This is a genomic window from Catenovulum sp. 2E275 (genome assembly GCF_025515275.1).
Lineage (GTDB): Bacteria > Pseudomonadota > Gammaproteobacteria > Enterobacterales > Alteromonadaceae > Catenovulum.
This window is the reverse complement of the sequence record NZ_JAOPFU010000008.1, coordinates 1-15,443: the sequence shown is the minus strand read 5'-3', so window position 1 is coordinate 15,443 and position 15,443 is coordinate 1. Positions and strand designations below refer to the sequence as shown.

General features: G+C 38.3%; 11 protein-coding genes. 3 read left to right on the top strand and 8 right to left on the bottom strand.

The features are described from left to right. Positions 1–34: 34 nt before the first annotated feature. Positions 35–469: a MarR family winged helix-turn-helix transcriptional regulator gene (locus N7931_RS06330; RefSeq protein WP_262792741.1), complete on the bottom strand. Its 435-nt coding sequence runs from the start codon at positions 467–469 to the stop codon at positions 35–37. 95 nt (positions 470–564) lie between these two features. Between N7931_RS06330 and N7931_RS06325 the strand changes: the two genes are divergently transcribed. Further along, the gene (locus N7931_RS06325; RefSeq protein WP_262792739.1) at positions 565–1,341 is read left to right on the top strand and encodes a siderophore-interacting protein; all 777 of its coding nucleotides are present in this window, start codon (positions 565–567) and stop codon (positions 1,339–1,341) included. 54 nt (positions 1,342–1,395) lie between these two features. Here the strand turns inward: N7931_RS06325 and N7931_RS06320 are convergent, their stop codons facing one another. The 5 genes from N7931_RS06320 to N7931_RS06300 all read right to left on the bottom strand — a co-directional run bounded on the left by N7931_RS06320 (position 1,396) and on the right by N7931_RS06300 (position 10,882). Next, a complete protein-coding gene (locus N7931_RS06320) occupies positions 1,396–2,370 on the bottom strand; it encodes a Gfo/Idh/MocA family protein (RefSeq protein ID WP_262792738.1) in 975 nt (324 codons plus the stop codon). Positions 2,371–2,377: 7 nt separating this feature from the next. Next, positions 2,378–4,195: an NPCBM/NEW2 domain-containing protein gene (locus N7931_RS06315; RefSeq protein WP_262792737.1), complete on the bottom strand. Its 1,818-nt coding sequence runs from the start codon at positions 4,193–4,195 to the stop codon at positions 2,378–2,380. 384 nt (positions 4,196–4,579) lie between these two features. Beyond that, on the bottom strand, positions 4,580–5,383 hold the full coding sequence (locus N7931_RS06310; RefSeq protein WP_262792736.1) for a sialate O-acetylesterase: 804 nt from the start codon (positions 5,381–5,383) through the stop codon (positions 4,580–4,582). Between the two features lie 635 nt (positions 5,384–6,018). After that, on the bottom strand, positions 6,019–8,832 hold the full coding sequence (locus N7931_RS06305) for a TonB-dependent receptor (RefSeq protein WP_262792734.1): 2,814 nt from the start codon (positions 8,830–8,832) through the stop codon (positions 6,019–6,021). A 79-nt stretch (positions 8,833–8,911) separates the two neighbouring features. Further along, positions 8,912–10,882, bottom strand: coding sequence for a right-handed parallel beta-helix repeat-containing protein (locus N7931_RS06300; RefSeq protein WP_262792732.1), 1,971 nt, complete (start codon positions 10,880–10,882; stop codon positions 8,912–8,914). 528 nt (positions 10,883–11,410) lie between these two features. On the opposite strand from N7931_RS06300, the gene N7931_RS06295 reads away from it, so the two are divergent. Both N7931_RS06295 and N7931_RS06290 read left to right on the top strand, forming a co-directional pair. Further along, entirely contained in the window at positions 11,411–11,662 is a 252-nt protein-coding gene (locus N7931_RS06295) for a hypothetical protein (RefSeq protein ID WP_262792731.1), read from the top strand. Between the two features lie 259 nt (positions 11,663–11,921). Beyond that, the gene (locus N7931_RS06290) at positions 11,922–12,212 is read left to right on the top strand and encodes a hypothetical protein (RefSeq protein WP_262792730.1); all 291 of its coding nucleotides are present in this window, start codon (positions 11,922–11,924) and stop codon (positions 12,210–12,212) included. A gap of 363 nt (positions 12,213–12,575) precedes the next feature. Here N7931_RS06290 and N7931_RS06285 read toward each other — a convergent pair whose 3' ends face one another. Beyond that, positions 12,576–13,598 (bottom strand): LacI family DNA-binding transcriptional regulator, encoded by a 1,023-nt coding sequence (locus N7931_RS06285; protein WP_262792729.1) that lies wholly within the window; start codon positions 13,596–13,598, stop codon positions 12,576–12,578. A 204-nt stretch (positions 13,599–13,802) separates the two neighbouring features. Further along, positions 13,803–15,443: hypothetical protein (locus N7931_RS06280; protein ID WP_262792728.1), on the bottom strand; the 1,641-nt coding region annotated here is incomplete at its 5' end.

Sequence of the window (15,443 nt, the reverse complement as noted above, 5' to 3'; positions counted from 1 at the left end):
ATATACAGAGTTCATAGCCATATCGAAATCTAAGTTAGCGATTTAAATTATTCATCATTTTAAGGGTAATTTGATTAAATAAACTTAGCTCTTCAGGGGTTAAGCCAGCTTGCATTTGTGCCAAAATTTGTTGCTCTGCCTGCTTTATGGTCTGGGTCAGTTGTTTACCTTGTTCCGTTAAAACTAATAACTGACTGCGTTTATCTAACGGGTTTTCTTGTTTAGTTACTAGACCATTAAAAATTAACTCTTTGAGCAAACGGGCAATTTGCGCTTTATCCCGGCCTAATAATTTTACCAATTCATTGGCTGTTGCTTCACTTTTTGGCAATCTCGCTAATATATTAATCACACGAACATGCATCCCGGTTAAACCTAGCTCCCGAGCATTTACCGCATGCCGAATGTTTTTTTTGTATTGATGAATAAGCCCCATCAAAGATTCTTGTATGCCTGTTTCTTTTTTCATACGCGCCATAAATTAGTTGACATTATCTACCAAATAAATGTAAATTCAATTTAGTAGATAATATCAACTAAATTGAATTTAAGCTAGGAGTAAACATGCAGCAACCCAAAAAAGGTCAATTAAGACAAACCCATATTAGCCAAATTAGTGTTTTGTCTAATCATCTACTGCGTATCAGTCTATCCGGTGAGGCATTAATTGGTTTTCCCGAAGACGCGGCTGGTGATTATTTTAAGCTGTTTATTTGCGAGCCAAATGAGCAACCGACTATGCAAAGTATTAAACGTTCATATACGATTAAAGAATTTAGCTCTGTAAATCAAACTCTAATATTTGATGCTGTGATTAATCGCCATAACGGACCGGCAACAAACTGGGTTAGGCAGGCTAAAGTTGGTGATACCGCTTATATTGCCGGACCGGGCCCCAAAAAATTAGTAACCTTTAATGCCAGCCAATACATTTTAATTGGAGATATTACGTCAGTGAATGCGATTCGCCAGTATTTAACTTTAATCCACTCAGCAGCCAAAGTTGATGTTTATATTATGGCTCCCACAGAGCAAGATAAGCAGGCTTATTTAGCCGACAGATTTTGTGCACAAAACCCGAATCAGCAAGTTCACTGGTTGGTTAGCGAGGAGCAAACCATTAATAATCAAACGCTGTTGCAGGCAATTCAACAACATGAACAATTAAAACCTGACACTCAAGTTTTTATGGCATGTGAAGCGAGTTGTGTGCGCCAAATTAAAAGCTATTTAACTGAAAACTTAAATTTGCCACGCCAACAAATTGCGGCCAGTGCTTACTGGAAACAAGGGTTAAATTCAGATCAATTATCCATTGAAAAAAGAGCTGAACAACAATAGCGTTAATCAGCTTAACAAAAGCTGATTTTTCCAGCACTTTTTAGAGTTTAAGTTTTATATTTGATTTAAAATTTTCGCCATCACCCAAGCGGTATGTAAAGCCGTTTTGCCGTTAGATGGATGCGGTTTTCCGCTAATTAATTGATTTTTAATATTTTCAACATGATCAAGCTGAACATTTTCGGGATGTTCTATCATCACTTGCTCAGTGCCTGACTCGGTTCGCCAAATAACCGGCGAATCAGTAAAAATAGAAAATTCAATTTCCCCTTTATCGCCCATAATAGTTACTTTATCAACCGCACTAAATGCAGCAAAGTTCCAACTTGCCGATCCGGTTACGCCCAACTGATGAACCCAGCTTGCCGTGACTGCATCGAATGCAGAATAAAGCTGCTGCTGATTCACTGCAAAGCCATTAACCTGTTTAAACTCACCTAATAACGCGCTGAATAAATCTAACCCGTGGCTGGCGAGATCATCAAAATAGCCGGCTGGAGCAACCCGTTTATCGGTTCGCCAGTTGTATTGGCCAGATAAATCCAAGTTGCTGGCAGGTTTGTGTAGAGTCCAATGAATGGTTCTAATTTCACCAATTACATTTTGTTCTAGCAAAGCTTTTACTTTTAAAAAACGAGGTAAAGACCGACGATAATAAGCAACAAACAACGGCAGTTTTGCCTGTTCAAATGCGGTTACTATCGCCAAACTATCTGCATAACTTGGCGCAAGTGGCTTTTCAATACAGGCTATTTTACCGGCAGCCGCCACTTTTAAAGCATATTCTTTATGAGAATCGGGCGGCGTAGCAATATAAACTGCATCAATATCAGGGTGATGAATTAATTCATCGGCATTGTCAAAATACAATTCAACGTGATGGCGCTGAGCATAATCTTTCGCAAGTTCGGCGTTTCTTCGCATCACAGCTTTAAGCTCAAACTCTGCCACTTTTTGATAAGCAGGGCCACTTTTAACCTCGGTAACATTACCACAGCCAATAATGCCCCAGCGTATATTTTTTCTCATATTATTCTCACTTATCCAGATAAGCATGTTGCCATAGCCATTGTGCTAAATCATTTTCGTCACTTTCGACGACTAATCTCAGCTTGTTTTTTCCTTGTATATCTAACTTAATTTCGCTGTCAGTTTTATGTGCTTGGCGATATACCAATTTGTCATCAGCCCAAATTTTAACTTGGTAACTTGGATTGAGTGAAGTTAGCTCGCTTAACTGAGTTGAAAATATTTTATACTTTGAGTTTAGGTCTAACACTAATTCTGTTTTATTAGATGTGACTAAAGTATTTAATAATTTTTTGCCTTGTTTAGTTAAAACCTCGCCCGTTAATGTTTGATTAACTCTAGCTGGGATATATTGATTATTTAAATCCAAATAAGGGTTTAAATAATCTTTAGAGCGAACCTCAATTGCTCCCGGAATGTCTGCTAAATAAGTTCGGTTTAATACTTGAGGCTCAGCATCAATTACATATAAAGCGGATGCTTTTGGCGCAAGCGCTTGTTTAAAGTTAGTTACGTCAACCCTGTCGCTTTTCCCTGACCAAAGGTTAGTTAAATTAGCTTGAGAATTTGCTTTAAAATTTAAATCAGCCAAATTTAAACTAAGTGATATATGTTTATCCGAGCGGTTGGCAAACAAAATTGCTTTTTGTTTATTTGCCAATGTTTTAACTAAAATAATTGAATCTTCAGACTGTTGAAAGATAACGGCTTGATGCCCTGCTTTATCCTGATTTAGGGCAATTACTTTTGGGTTTTTAACTAGCTCGATTAATTCAGGTGTCCACTTTGTCAAATCTGAACTTAAGATCAAGGGGGCATTTAACATCGCCCATAAAGAAAAATGAGTTTGAGCTGCAATTAAATGATCAGCATCAAAATCTTTATTGCCAATTTCAAGCATATCAGGATCATTCCACTGACCCGGACTTGAAAATAAAGCACGCCCAGAGGCACTATCAAAGTTATGCCACATAGACGCCCAATTAGATCGAATATCTGCGCTAGTTCGCCAACTTTGTCCGTATTGATAAGCCCAATCAGATACCCGACCTTCTCCCCAAGCACAAATAGAAACAAATTGCTGATTTAAGTTGAGATTATCTAAAGCTTTATCTAAATCTGCATATAAAGATTCAATTTTAACTATATTGGATTGTTGCGCTTGACCTCGAATAATTAACGGTGGGTAGGCGGCATATTGACCAGATTTAACATGTTTTTTATCCTCGCTATAATCAGCAAGCCCACATGCATCTACTTTAATATAATCAAATTTCCACTCATTAAAAAATCGATTTAGGTCTGCTTCTACATGCCCCATTAAACCCACTTCGCGTTCTTGAATATTACCGACCGGTAAATTAGGACTTTTTGAGTCCCACGCCTGTGAGCAAACATTACGACCTATATCTGTATATATACCTGCTTTGTATCCCATCTCATGCAATGTATTGGTGTAAGGGAGAAAACTGGTTGAACCATCCGGCATTTGAGCACTTGGGAACATACTGGTACGAATAATATGCTGACCATTGCTGTCCCGTTTAAGCCACCAGCCATCATCCATATTGATATATTGATAACCAGCCGCTTGCAGTCCTTCTTTCTTCATAACGTCGGCAATAGCTAAAATTTTTGCTTCATTAACTTCGGTACGAAATGCATTCCACGGATTCCAACCCATAGGTGGCGTTTGATTTATAGATTTATGATGAATCTCAACTGATTGAGGTAAGCTATTTGCTGGCGGCGATATTTGTTGGCAACCTAGAATCGACAGTACACATAAAATAGCCAAGTAACTTATATTTTTATTATTTTTCATTCTGATTCCCTTACTTGTATATTGATATAGATAAATTAAAATGTGCTTTTCTAAGCTGGCAATCGACCTAGATCTTATCTTTATTTAAAGCGGTTCAATAAAGTAATATATTTTTGCTTACTCTTATTGAATATAATTTTTTAGTTTCAACCTATCAAAGCTCTAATTATATTCTAAAACTTGCTGCAAGTATTTTTAGCTTCAATATGAAGATGCAACTTGATGAAACGCATTTAAAAAGACATCGTTATCATTAAATCTAATACTTTCAATTGATATATGAGGATTCTGATATAACAATATCTATCTTATTTAACTTGAACCATCCCTACCCAGTATTGTATTACAGACCTATGAAAGAATTTATAATAATTCAAGTTATTGTTATATTGCGTTCTGAGTTTCACACATAGATGCAGCAAAACGCTTACCCATTTCCTGTGCTGATTGTGCGTCAAAATGTAATTGATCGCCTTTGTCAGTTAATCCTTTGGAGCTGGCAAAACCCACTTTAGTCGATTCATCTGCAACTTGTTTAATTGCGGCGCGAACATCCACGGCATAAGGATAATCTTGTTGATCGATAAAATAACCAATCTCACCCACCACAACCGCCAAATCAGGCTGATTTAGATCTGCTCTTAAACTATTAATCATGGCTTTAAGCTGCTGAGCATAAATACTTGATTTTGCACTCTTATCACTGTCGGATTCACCTTGTAGCCAAATCATCCCTTTAATTGTGCCGTACTGACTAGCGATTTTGGCTTTTTGTAAAGCCTGTTCATATAAATCGCCTCCTTTAACCCAGCGTCGGATTGGTGTTCCGCCTACAGCGGTTGGCACCAGACCGATTTTATTTTCACATCCAGCATTGATTAACGCATTGGCAAAACTAATGCCCGGCCCAATACCTGGCTCTGTACGACCTGTTTTTTTGTGAATCGGATCTCTGGCTACACGCCATTCATTATCTTCGTTAAGTGTTAATACTTTTGGATTATCCACTTGTTGATCTAGTGTTCGAGTATCGCGCCCAGCCATGTTAGACTGCCCCATTAACAAATAAATACTGGGGTGATTTTGAGGTTGTGAAGTGGGTAAATTAGCGCAACTGGTTAAACTCACTAAAATAAATAATCCGCTAATTAATACGGTTAGTTTGTTGAATTTTCGATATATCCACATTTGCATAAACCTTATAAATAATTGTATTTTGCTCAGTTGAAAAATAAGAAAATATCCGTTGATTCGAACGCTCATGCCTAAACACTCATCGTTTTTGCATTGAGGTAAAAAAACCGGAACTGCGCATAATAAAATATGCCCGTTGGAACGTAAAATAAGCTAGGTTTGTATTTTTAATCCAATTGTTGAGGAATTTACTTCAACATTTCTTATAAACAGTTCAAGTTAAAAAGAAAAAAGGCCCAAAATATGGGCCAAAAAGTTTATTACACAAGCAGGGCTGATTTATAAAAAACCAATCAACTTCACCTAAGCTTTACGCAGGATTTGAAAGCTATATAAAAATTGATATACCTACTTTAAAAATACATTACAACAGGTAAAGGGGGTTGTGTTTACAGTTTTTCGGAGACCATAAAGCTCATTACCCAATGTATTTCCGTAATAAACAAAAACGTTTATTCAACAGTTAAATTTTAATATTTTTACAATCGTTGTCAATCATTTTCCATCAAAAACATATAATTTATTAAACCTATTGGTCAGTTCTTGCTTGATTAATGACAACCTCTTATCCATTAAGTTAAATTCTTCTATGTTCTTAATGTATTTTTTTGACCATCGTCGTCTTTTTATTAGAATGAACCTCTAATACCTAAAGTAATGGTACGGCCACTGTAATAGGCATAATTTTTTCTTGATTTACCATCACCATATAAACCTTCTGGATTAGGGTAATATTGATATTCAAGTACATTATTTAAATTAGAGCCTTCTAATCTGAGTTCCAATGAATCCGTCAATTTATATCCGAAGCTGGCATCTAAGTAGCCAACACCCGCTTGTACTCGATTTAAATCATTGCCGCGGTTAAGAGGATCAACATATTTATCACTCTTGTAAGCATAAGAAATACGCATGCCAATTGGCCCATCCTCATAAAATCCTGCTAGCGTATAGCCGTATTTTGGAATAGTCGGAATATTGAATACTTTGCCACTATTTGCAACCCAGTTGGCTGATTTAGTATCAACATTGGTATAACTGGCCATCGCCCCTATCTTGTCAAAAGGTTCAGGTAAAAAGGTAAAGTTTTGCTGATAAGCAATTTCAAATCCTTTTAAGTCCTGCTCTGCGCCATTTACGTAGCTGTTTAGTGTAATATCTAAATCCGGCGGAATTTCACCTGTATCAGGATCAACAAAAATAGCCCCTAGCGAGGTATCCGGTAACTTGAGCGATTCAAAGCTGACTATTTCACTAGTCGCCACGGCCTGATCTTTAATATTCTTCCAAAATGCACCTATGCTTAATAAACCACCATCATCAAAGTACCATTCTAAAGAAATATCTTTTGATAAAGACGCTTCCGGCGTTAAATCTGGGTTGCCTGATGTAGCTACATTTTTGAACGGATCAGGAATCACTAAGTTTGCAGCAATTAAATTCAAACCAACACGGGTAATCGTTTTACCGATTGATGCTCTGACCACTAAATCTTCCGATAAATCGTAAGAGGCATTAAGTGAAGGGAGGAAAGTAGAATATTCACCATAATTGGTATTTGGCACGTATTCACCATTATCAAGCGTATAATTATCCGCCATTACTTCAGTTTTAGAGTATCTAGCGCCCACATTGAGTTTTAGCTCACGTTGATATATTTCACCTTGTATATCGGTTTGTAAAAATAAAGAGGTGACCTTCTCTTCAGCAACAAACGATGAACTATAATTAATATCAGCATTTTTATAGGCTTGCTTTGGTTTGAACACATTTAAAATGGTGTCTCTGGAATAAGTAGACCAAGATTTTGGAAAGTCTGAACCAGCATCTTTAGCATAGGGATCAATCGGCATATCATTATCCATAAAAGATAAGCGTTCTTCATTGCTCATCTCGTTAAAGCTTTTTCCATTAGCAATAATCTGAGCTTTACCAATTGTTGTTGCATTTTTTCCTGTGCTGGTTTTGGTTGATATATTTTGACTAACACCAGATTTAATATTGCCGTACCATCCATCAAGCTCATACAACCACTTAAGCTCTAATAACGCCATTTCATCTTTGTCTTCTTCTTTAAATTGATTAAAGGTCAGATCGGTGGGTAAATTCCAGCTTGAAGTATCAGTGAAATCTCGATCATAAGTGAGAGTCGGATAAACTGTACTCTTGCTGGCATCAATGACAGAAGTAACACCATCAGCTTGGTTAATCAGTAAGTCATGATCAATCATAGCTTCACTTTTAGAGGAAGTAAGTTGACCTCTTAACGAAAGATCATCATTAATATAATAATTTGCTCTTAAATTATAATTGGCAAAATCACTCTCACTATCGTATAAGTAACCTGTTGAAAAATAAGTCGTATTACCGAATTGACCATATAAATTATTATTTTCATCAATCCATACATCCATAGGTACTATACCTGGCACGCCATTTTGTCCAGAGTTTCGAATTGCAATACCAAAAGTATACTCATCCCGTCTGTCTTTTAACTTAGCCATCAAACTATCTAAACTAATATCTAAATTATCTGTTTTATACTGTAATGAAAGTACAGTCGACAAACGCTCTCTGTTATTTTCAGAAGCATAAACTCGATGGAAGCGTGGCAGAAACGCATTATCAACTTCTTCTTGAGTTAAATTTCCTAAATCTGCCCGTGGGTCATCATAGTCAATCTCAAACCGGAAAGTGCCCGCCCTTTCTCTGCCTAACGCATTCGTATTATATTGACCAGTAGTTTCATATCCTGAACGAATATTTGTCGCTTTAGCGTAAGCTAATCCAACTAAAGCACCAAAATTCCCCCAAGTATTTCCATACATAAATGACCCTTTAGGGTTAACTACTTCAGATGCATCATTGTAACTTGCATTAATAGTATACCGGCTAAATTCCTCACCGGTTCCATCAAAAGGACGAGGCGTTTGTAGGTTAACTGTACCGCCTATACCGCCTTCGGTAAGCTCGGCTAATGAGCTTTTATAAACGGTTACTTGTCCAAACAGTTCAGACGGAAATACATCGTAGTTAAAATCACGAGTAGAAGTCCCAACATTAACACCTGAAGTGGTATGCACTGGCGCGCCATTGATGGTAGTTACGGCGTATGATGAGTCCAAGCCTCTAATTGTAATACGATTGCCTTCATTACTGGCACCTTCACGTTCTAAATATACGCCCGGAATTCTTTGTAATGATTCAGCAACGTTAGCATCTGGAAATTTCCCTATATCTTCAGCAACAACAGCATCAACTAAACCCGTTTTTTCGCGTTTTATTGATATCGATTTAGCCAAACTTTGGCGAATACCTTTAACTTGAATGGTTTCAGTTGAAGCATTTTGATTGTTTGATTCAACCTCTTGCGCAAATACATAGCCAGTTTGAGCACTTGCCAAAGCACACATGATGGCCAAAGACATTTTAGTTTTTATCATTTTCATAAACCATATAATTTTTAGTAGAAAAAGCTTGGTTGCATACCAAGCTTATTGAGCTAGCTTAAAAAGCTAATTTTTAAAAAACACGACAGGCACTGGTTAGCTGCGCATCATCAAAACTTAAATCTGCGATCACCTGAGTAACTTTAAAACCTAGAGTTAAATCGCCTTTAGCTGACTTTTTACTGGTGAGTACGGCAACACCATGTTCATCTGTTATGCCTTGAACTGTCTCATCAATACTGCCGTTAAATTGCCCATAAATTTTTGCTCCACTTACGGTTTCGCCTAAATTATTAACAATGGTAATTGTTGCCTGTGCTTGTTTTTGGTGTTGATGTGCTTTAGGTACTAAGCCCAATAATTTATAAATCCAGTTAACTTTTGCAGAAGGCGTTTGTTTTGCAAAACTGCTCAGCATAATATCTTGCACGACAACGCTGGCAGGCAGTGGATTAAGCGGTGTGGCAGACACAAGATTGGAATAAGCTGATTCTTCACCGCCTTCAACAACGGTAGTGACAACATAAAAATATTCTGTTGCATTTTGCACGCTAGAATCAGTGTAACTGCTGGAGGTTAAATCAGCGGCGATTTGCTCAAACGGGCCTTGTTGAGTAGTCGAGCGGTATAAATTGTATCCTGTAAAATAGGTTTCTGCGCTTGCATCCCAACTTAAATTAACTTGTTGAACGTCTGCGCTGGTTGTTAGACCAGTAGGTGCTGTCGGCGCAGATTCAAATGCGCCTAAATCAGGTGATGTACCGTTATACGGTGAACCTATGTCGGTTCCTGCATCAATTAAATCGCTATCCTGACTTAAATGGGCATAAGTTATATCCGGCAAATCGCCATTTGCTTTACGTGGAGCTGTTAGTTGTGATTCATCTAGGCTAATAAAATCATCTGCGGTGACTGTCACCGCAAGATCAAAATAATTATGCGATAAATCATTATCTGCCGCAGAACCTAAATTAGCGACTTCGCTACTTCTCGCATCAAACCCTAAATTGTTACGCATATAGTGGCTATAGCCGGGTACGTCTGTTGTATTGTCTGGGGTAGTAGACAACATATTGTAGTTATAGCGATTCGCAATTGCGGTGTTATTAATCCAATCCTGCCCGTCTATATGGTGGTTGGCATAAAAACCACCGGATTTATTGCCAACAGCCAAACAGTTTTTAACGATATGACGAGGCACTGGATTAGTCGGAAAATCAATTTTACCGTCACGTCCATAACCGCCGGCTTTAAACCCATTACCATCGCCCAAACTATTAAAATCAGCATCGTAACCGTTATAAAATGCCCAGCTATTTTCTACTGTAACGACCGTATTTGCGCTAATAAAATCAAAACCATCATCGCTGTTAAACCATGCCCGACTACCACGAATAATATTACCAGAGCTGGAAGTGTCAGGGTGCGCCCCAAAACCGTCAATATTACCGTGAGAATTAGCATCTAGCCCTTTATTACGGTATGCATCGACATTTAAAACTAAATTATCGCTACCTTTAGCTAAATACCAACCAATTGCCATGTTGTCGTAAATCGCTAAATTTTCGAATAAGTTTCTGTCCCCACCATTCACCCGAATTGCTGTAGACTGAGTTCTTTTATAATCAATCGTGATCTGAACGCCGGTAATATCAAACCCTTGAAAAACGTTGTCATCCCCTTCAATTAAAAAAGCAACTACTCGTAAATCCTGTGGTTTAACATTCGTAAAATCAAAAACCGGACGTTCACCCTGATACGCAATATAACGAATCCCATCTTTATCTATTGTATTTACATAACTGCGGGCGCTATCTGTACTGGTAATATTTGAGTTATCCAAATAATAAGTACCACCACGTAAATATACAGTATCCCCCGCTGATGCCGCATTTTGTGCCGCCATTATGGTTGCAAAAGGCGCGGATAAACTACCCGCGTTAGTGTCTGAGCCATTTGGCGCTATATAAAAATCCGCTGCCAAAGTAGCAAGAGGCAAAAAGCTGAGCCAGCTCAAAGCCATAACATATTTATTCAATTTCATTTCCAAGCCTCTGTTAGTTAAAATTACCATCGTTATCATTTTGAATTAAAAAATAAGCCAAAACTTAAATAATTGGCTATTTTTGATTATATTAGATCGATAAAGATTGAATTTAAAGCTTTAAGTTTGATTTTTTGTTAAATAATTTTAAATATGTTTCGTTTTTATATACAATCCAAATTAGAGCTGTCGATTATGTAGACGGATCACTGTGGTTATGCACAAGTTTGTTGCTCAGAATCTGTGGCTGGCTGTGTTGAAGTAGATATTGCGGATGAATCAAGACAAGGGTTACCATCAATTAACAATCAGTGACCGTAAGGCCAGTCAAAAAGTGAGCCTGAGTATGGAACCTATGATGACCGCAGTGATGTTGATAGGCTTAGGGATGATTTAAGATCTGCTAGGAGTAAAAACCGGACGCCGAAGCAACAAGAATCAAATTCTAGACCGCCCAAGCCATATAGTTCTGCACAATGGGTTAAATTACCAAATGGCAAACACGCTTAGGTTGATCAAAAGACTGCAATGGAGATTGGTTCAAGAGGAGGTCATAATGTCGCTCTTGAACGGTGCAGTATGTTCCAAGATTGTATGAGTAAAATGAATAGTGTTGCTTTTATGATGGTGCAAAGTTTAGATAAAACACCAATCAAAGATATCGAAGTAGAGCTACCAAAATATGGTAAATTACCAATACCTAACCCTGCAGCTGAAGTCTCTATCTCAAACTTTTGCTCGTCACTTTACGCTTCTGAATGCGGAGCTACAGGTAAGTAATATGAAATTAGGTCTTTTTATATTTTTTATGAGCTTTTTTTGCACTGGTACGGAAATTAACAAAGATCCTGTTTACGCAGCAATTATTAAAGCTCACCTAATGCAGGGTAATGAGACCGAAGCAATAAAGGTAATATCCTACATGAAAAATGTGAACTATAAATATAGTTCACATGTAACCTTATTTAGTTTAGCTGGAAACATGTAGGCAAATAAGCTTGTTAACGCCTTATTAGAAAAGGGGATTAATTTTAGAGATTTGAATAATAGGGCTGCAATTAACTCTGCATGTATAAACTCAAATTTATCATTGATTCAGTTAGTGGTTGATCATGGTTTAGTTGCTGATTACTTTATTACTGATGCTGGGGAAATACCGAGTTGTATGGATTTTTCTTTGAGTAATGGCAATGATAAATTGTTTGAACTTATCATGGTTTATGGCGCAGGACAGAGTAGAGATAATTTTTGTACGGAATCATTAGCATCAAAAATAAGTAAAATAGAATTTCAAGCTATTTTTAAAAAAGCTTGCAAGCTAAGATTATAAAATTAAATTTATTTTGATTCTTAGAATGCTAAAAAGTGACATTTTACTAGCAGGGTTATACACCCTATGGTCGCTTAAAATGTCTCCTTCTCGCTCAAAGCTGTTGTTTAAATAACTGAAAATAAGATACTTTTAGGTTAACTTTGAGTACAGAGCGGACATTCACAAGTCATCCTGGGTTTGTAAAGACAGCTAATGGAAAAGGAAACCATCAGGGCACCTACACGACTTATTGCAATTCACGTTGCGTAAATGCAGCTATTAACAGTGGCAAGAAAGAAATTGATACTGCATGGGCTCGCGCGAATGGTTTTTCAGGTTAGAATATGATCTACAAAGTCAGCAAATCGCTCATTGAAGGCACTATTTATTGATCTTTATCGGCCCAGCCGAGGCGCGGGTAATAAGTTCACATTTAAATTCAATATCTTGCTCGCTAATATCCTGCTTTTTGATTTTTTTAACGAGCTGGTTTACTGCGGTTTGGGCGAGTTCAAAAATAGGCTGGCGCAAAGTTGTAATTGATGGCCAGATTTGTTGTGACACTGGCGTGTCGTCATAGCCGACAACAGATAAATCAGTTGGTACATTAATCCCAAGTTGTGCAGCTACTTTTAAAACACCTGCGGCCATATAATCATTGCTAGAAAAAATCGCGGTTGGTTTATCTTTTTGGATCAGTAGCTTACGTGCAGCTTCTTCACCAGATGCAAAGGTAAATGCCCCTTCTTTTACAAAAGTTGGATTAACTTCAATATCCCAAGATTTCATCGCTTCTAAAAACCCAAGATAACGTTTTTCAGTTGCACCAAAATCTGGATGGCCTTTAATAAAAGCGATTTTGGTATGGCCTAATGAGATCAAATGATTCGTCATTTCAATTGCGGCTAACTTGTCGTTACAATAAACGCCGGGCGAATTTTTATCCTCGCGAAAAGTTGAAATGCGGGCAAATGGCATTCCTTTTTTAACTAATAACTCACGCACTGCTTGATTGTCACAAACCGGATGCGTTAATAGTAAACCATCCTGTGGTGTATGCTCAATCAAGTCTTCGATGATTTCGAGCAAATTCGGATCTTTATAATCACAAGGCTGCAATTGCAAATGATAACCCAATTTACTGCACTGAGATAAAATCCCGTTTTGTAATTCGTAGATATAGCCCGGATTAGGGTTTGAATAAATTAAAGTAACAACAAATGATTGATTACTGCGCAAACCACAGGCAAGCGGATTGCGTTTAAATTTAAGCTCTGCAACCGCTTTTTCTACTTTTTCTTTAGTGCTGGGTTTAACTCTTGGCTCGTCGTTTAAAACTCGGGATACAGTTTTTACTGAAACTCCCGCTTTTTCTGCGACATCTTTTATTGTTGCTTTTGCCACTATACTTCCTTAAACGTTATCGTTGTCATTTCATGCCAATCAAAGATAAAACGTTTACCCTTTAAACTCAAGTGATTTATGTATAGAAAGTAATACTAATTTCTCAGTTATAAAAAGAATAAGCCTATTTTAACAGACTTTATACCCGTGTAACTTACAGCTACACGGGTATGTCCCAAATTGCTTGGGTATATCAAAGAAGAGTTATTTACCCAAATGTTCGCCAATTAAGGCAAGGTTTTGAATGGCGGCTAGGCCCCATTGCGCTGCGCCGTTAGTTGAAACCCAAGTGGCTTCGTCTACTGGGTTTAATACATTAGGGCCGCTAATGTGCTCTAAGCCTAGCTTTTCATCAATCCACCAGCGATCAGCAAACTCTTTCCATGCACGTTTAGCGAGTTTGGCGTCTTTTTCATGGTACGCTGTATTAGCTGTAATCCGTGAATGACCGACCCTTAAATTGCCTTTTTTATAAGTGCCGATTGCCTCGCGCTGAACCGCTTCCGGTGCGTTATAAATACGACCGTACTTGAGCCACGCCGCTTTGTATTCAGGCACATCAATTAATTGATTTAGCTCTGCATTAATTTCAATTAAGCCAAATACTGAGCGTAAATGTGAAAAGTTAGGTCCTTTGTCAGGATAGGCAATTAAGGTTTGATTTTTAACATCGTAAGCAAAACCACCAGCCCAGAACCCTTGCGGATGATTGCCAATGACTTTCATCGCGTTTTCAAGTCGCTTTTTATATTTGTTATCGCCAGTACGTTCCCAAGCAGTTAACCAGTTAGCCGCGGTTGCACTCCAGTCGGTACCGCCATCAATATGCGAATATTTTGGGTTTGGATCGAGTTTGGCTACTTTTCTGCCTGCTCTTAATGTTGCTAGAGCCTGATCGGCATTCGTCACCTCGGTTAATACATCACCGGTTCTGTCATCTGCGGTTAAATAATAATGGAAACGACGATAAGCTGAGGTGCTAACCCTTAATTGTTTAGCACTACACCCCCAATGTTGGACATTGTGGCGAGTTCCGAATCCTTTAAAACGACCTGCATGATAAATATCCACATCGCGGGTATGGCGGGTCATTGCTTCAATTAAACGGAATGTTTTTGCATCGCCAGTACGTAAAAACGATAGCCATAACCATAAATCCGGCGATAATTCTGAGTTATCCCATGCAAACCCCCCAATGTCATAACGCCAGACATGGCGATCTGAATCATAAGTATGCATCACATCGCCATAGTTCCAGAATCCGTACCAATGGCGCTGATCAACTTGTTTATGGTAATAATCCACCAATAAATCGAGCCTGTCTTCAATGGTACGTTTTTCTGGGGTTGATCTATCCGGTAAGCTAAATAATCCACCAAAAATCCCAGAAGCTAAATAATCCTGCGGCGCTGCAATAATTTGTCCGGGTTGGGCAATCACTTGCGCCATCTCAACCGTATCCTGACGTGCTGGAGTTGTATCTAAAATCGCTAAGCTAAAGTCTGTGGTGCGGGCAACTCCATAAGCTGTGCCAAATCCCGGTTCATAATCTTCATACGTGATATTGAGCGCATCCAGTTGTTTATCATAGGTGTCTTGTCCCATGCCGTCGTGATAAAAACGCACATCCATGGCCGGCGCTTCCGGTGAATAATACCACAGGGTTGCTTCTGAAATATCGTCCCCTGCGCCGCGTATATCAACTTGTACCGGATGCAGTTGCCAGAAGTCGCGCATCCCAAATAATACGCCACCGGATACGCCGCCTAGGTAGGTGCTGCCGTTGGCTCTGTGGCCTTGGTCTGCATCTATCCACGCATGGCCTGCTTTGGTGCGTTTTTTAAT

What these genes read in the sequence shown, in the direction of transcription:
- N7931_RS06330 (WP_262792741.1), bottom strand. Translation starts at nt 469, where the DNA reads ATGAAAAAAGAAACAGGCATACAAGAATCTTTGATGGGGCTTATTCAT.
- N7931_RS06325 (WP_262792739.1), top strand. Translation starts at nt 565, where the DNA reads ATGCAGCAACCCAAAAAAGGTCAATTAAGACAAACCCATATTAGCCAA.
- N7931_RS06320 (WP_262792738.1), bottom strand. Translation starts at nt 2,370, where the DNA reads ATGAGAAAAAATATACGCTGGGGCATTATTGGCTGTGGTAATGTTACC.
- N7931_RS06315 (WP_262792737.1), bottom strand. Translation starts at nt 4,195, where the DNA reads ATGAAAAATAATAAAAATATAAGTTACTTGGCTATTTTATGTGTACTG.
- N7931_RS06310 (WP_262792736.1), bottom strand. Translation starts at nt 5,383, where the DNA reads ATGTGGATATATCGAAAATTCAACAAACTAACCGTATTAATTAGCGGA.
- N7931_RS06305 (WP_262792734.1), bottom strand. Translation starts at nt 8,832, where the DNA reads ATGATAAAAACTAAAATGTCTTTGGCCATCATGTGTGCTTTGGCAAGT.
- N7931_RS06300 (WP_262792732.1), bottom strand. Translation starts at nt 10,882, where the DNA reads ATGAAATTGAATAAATATGTTATGGCTTTGAGCTGGCTCAGCTTTTTG.
- N7931_RS06295 (WP_262792731.1), top strand. Translation starts at nt 11,411, where the DNA reads ATGGAGATTGGTTCAAGAGGAGGTCATAATGTCGCTCTTGAACGGTGC.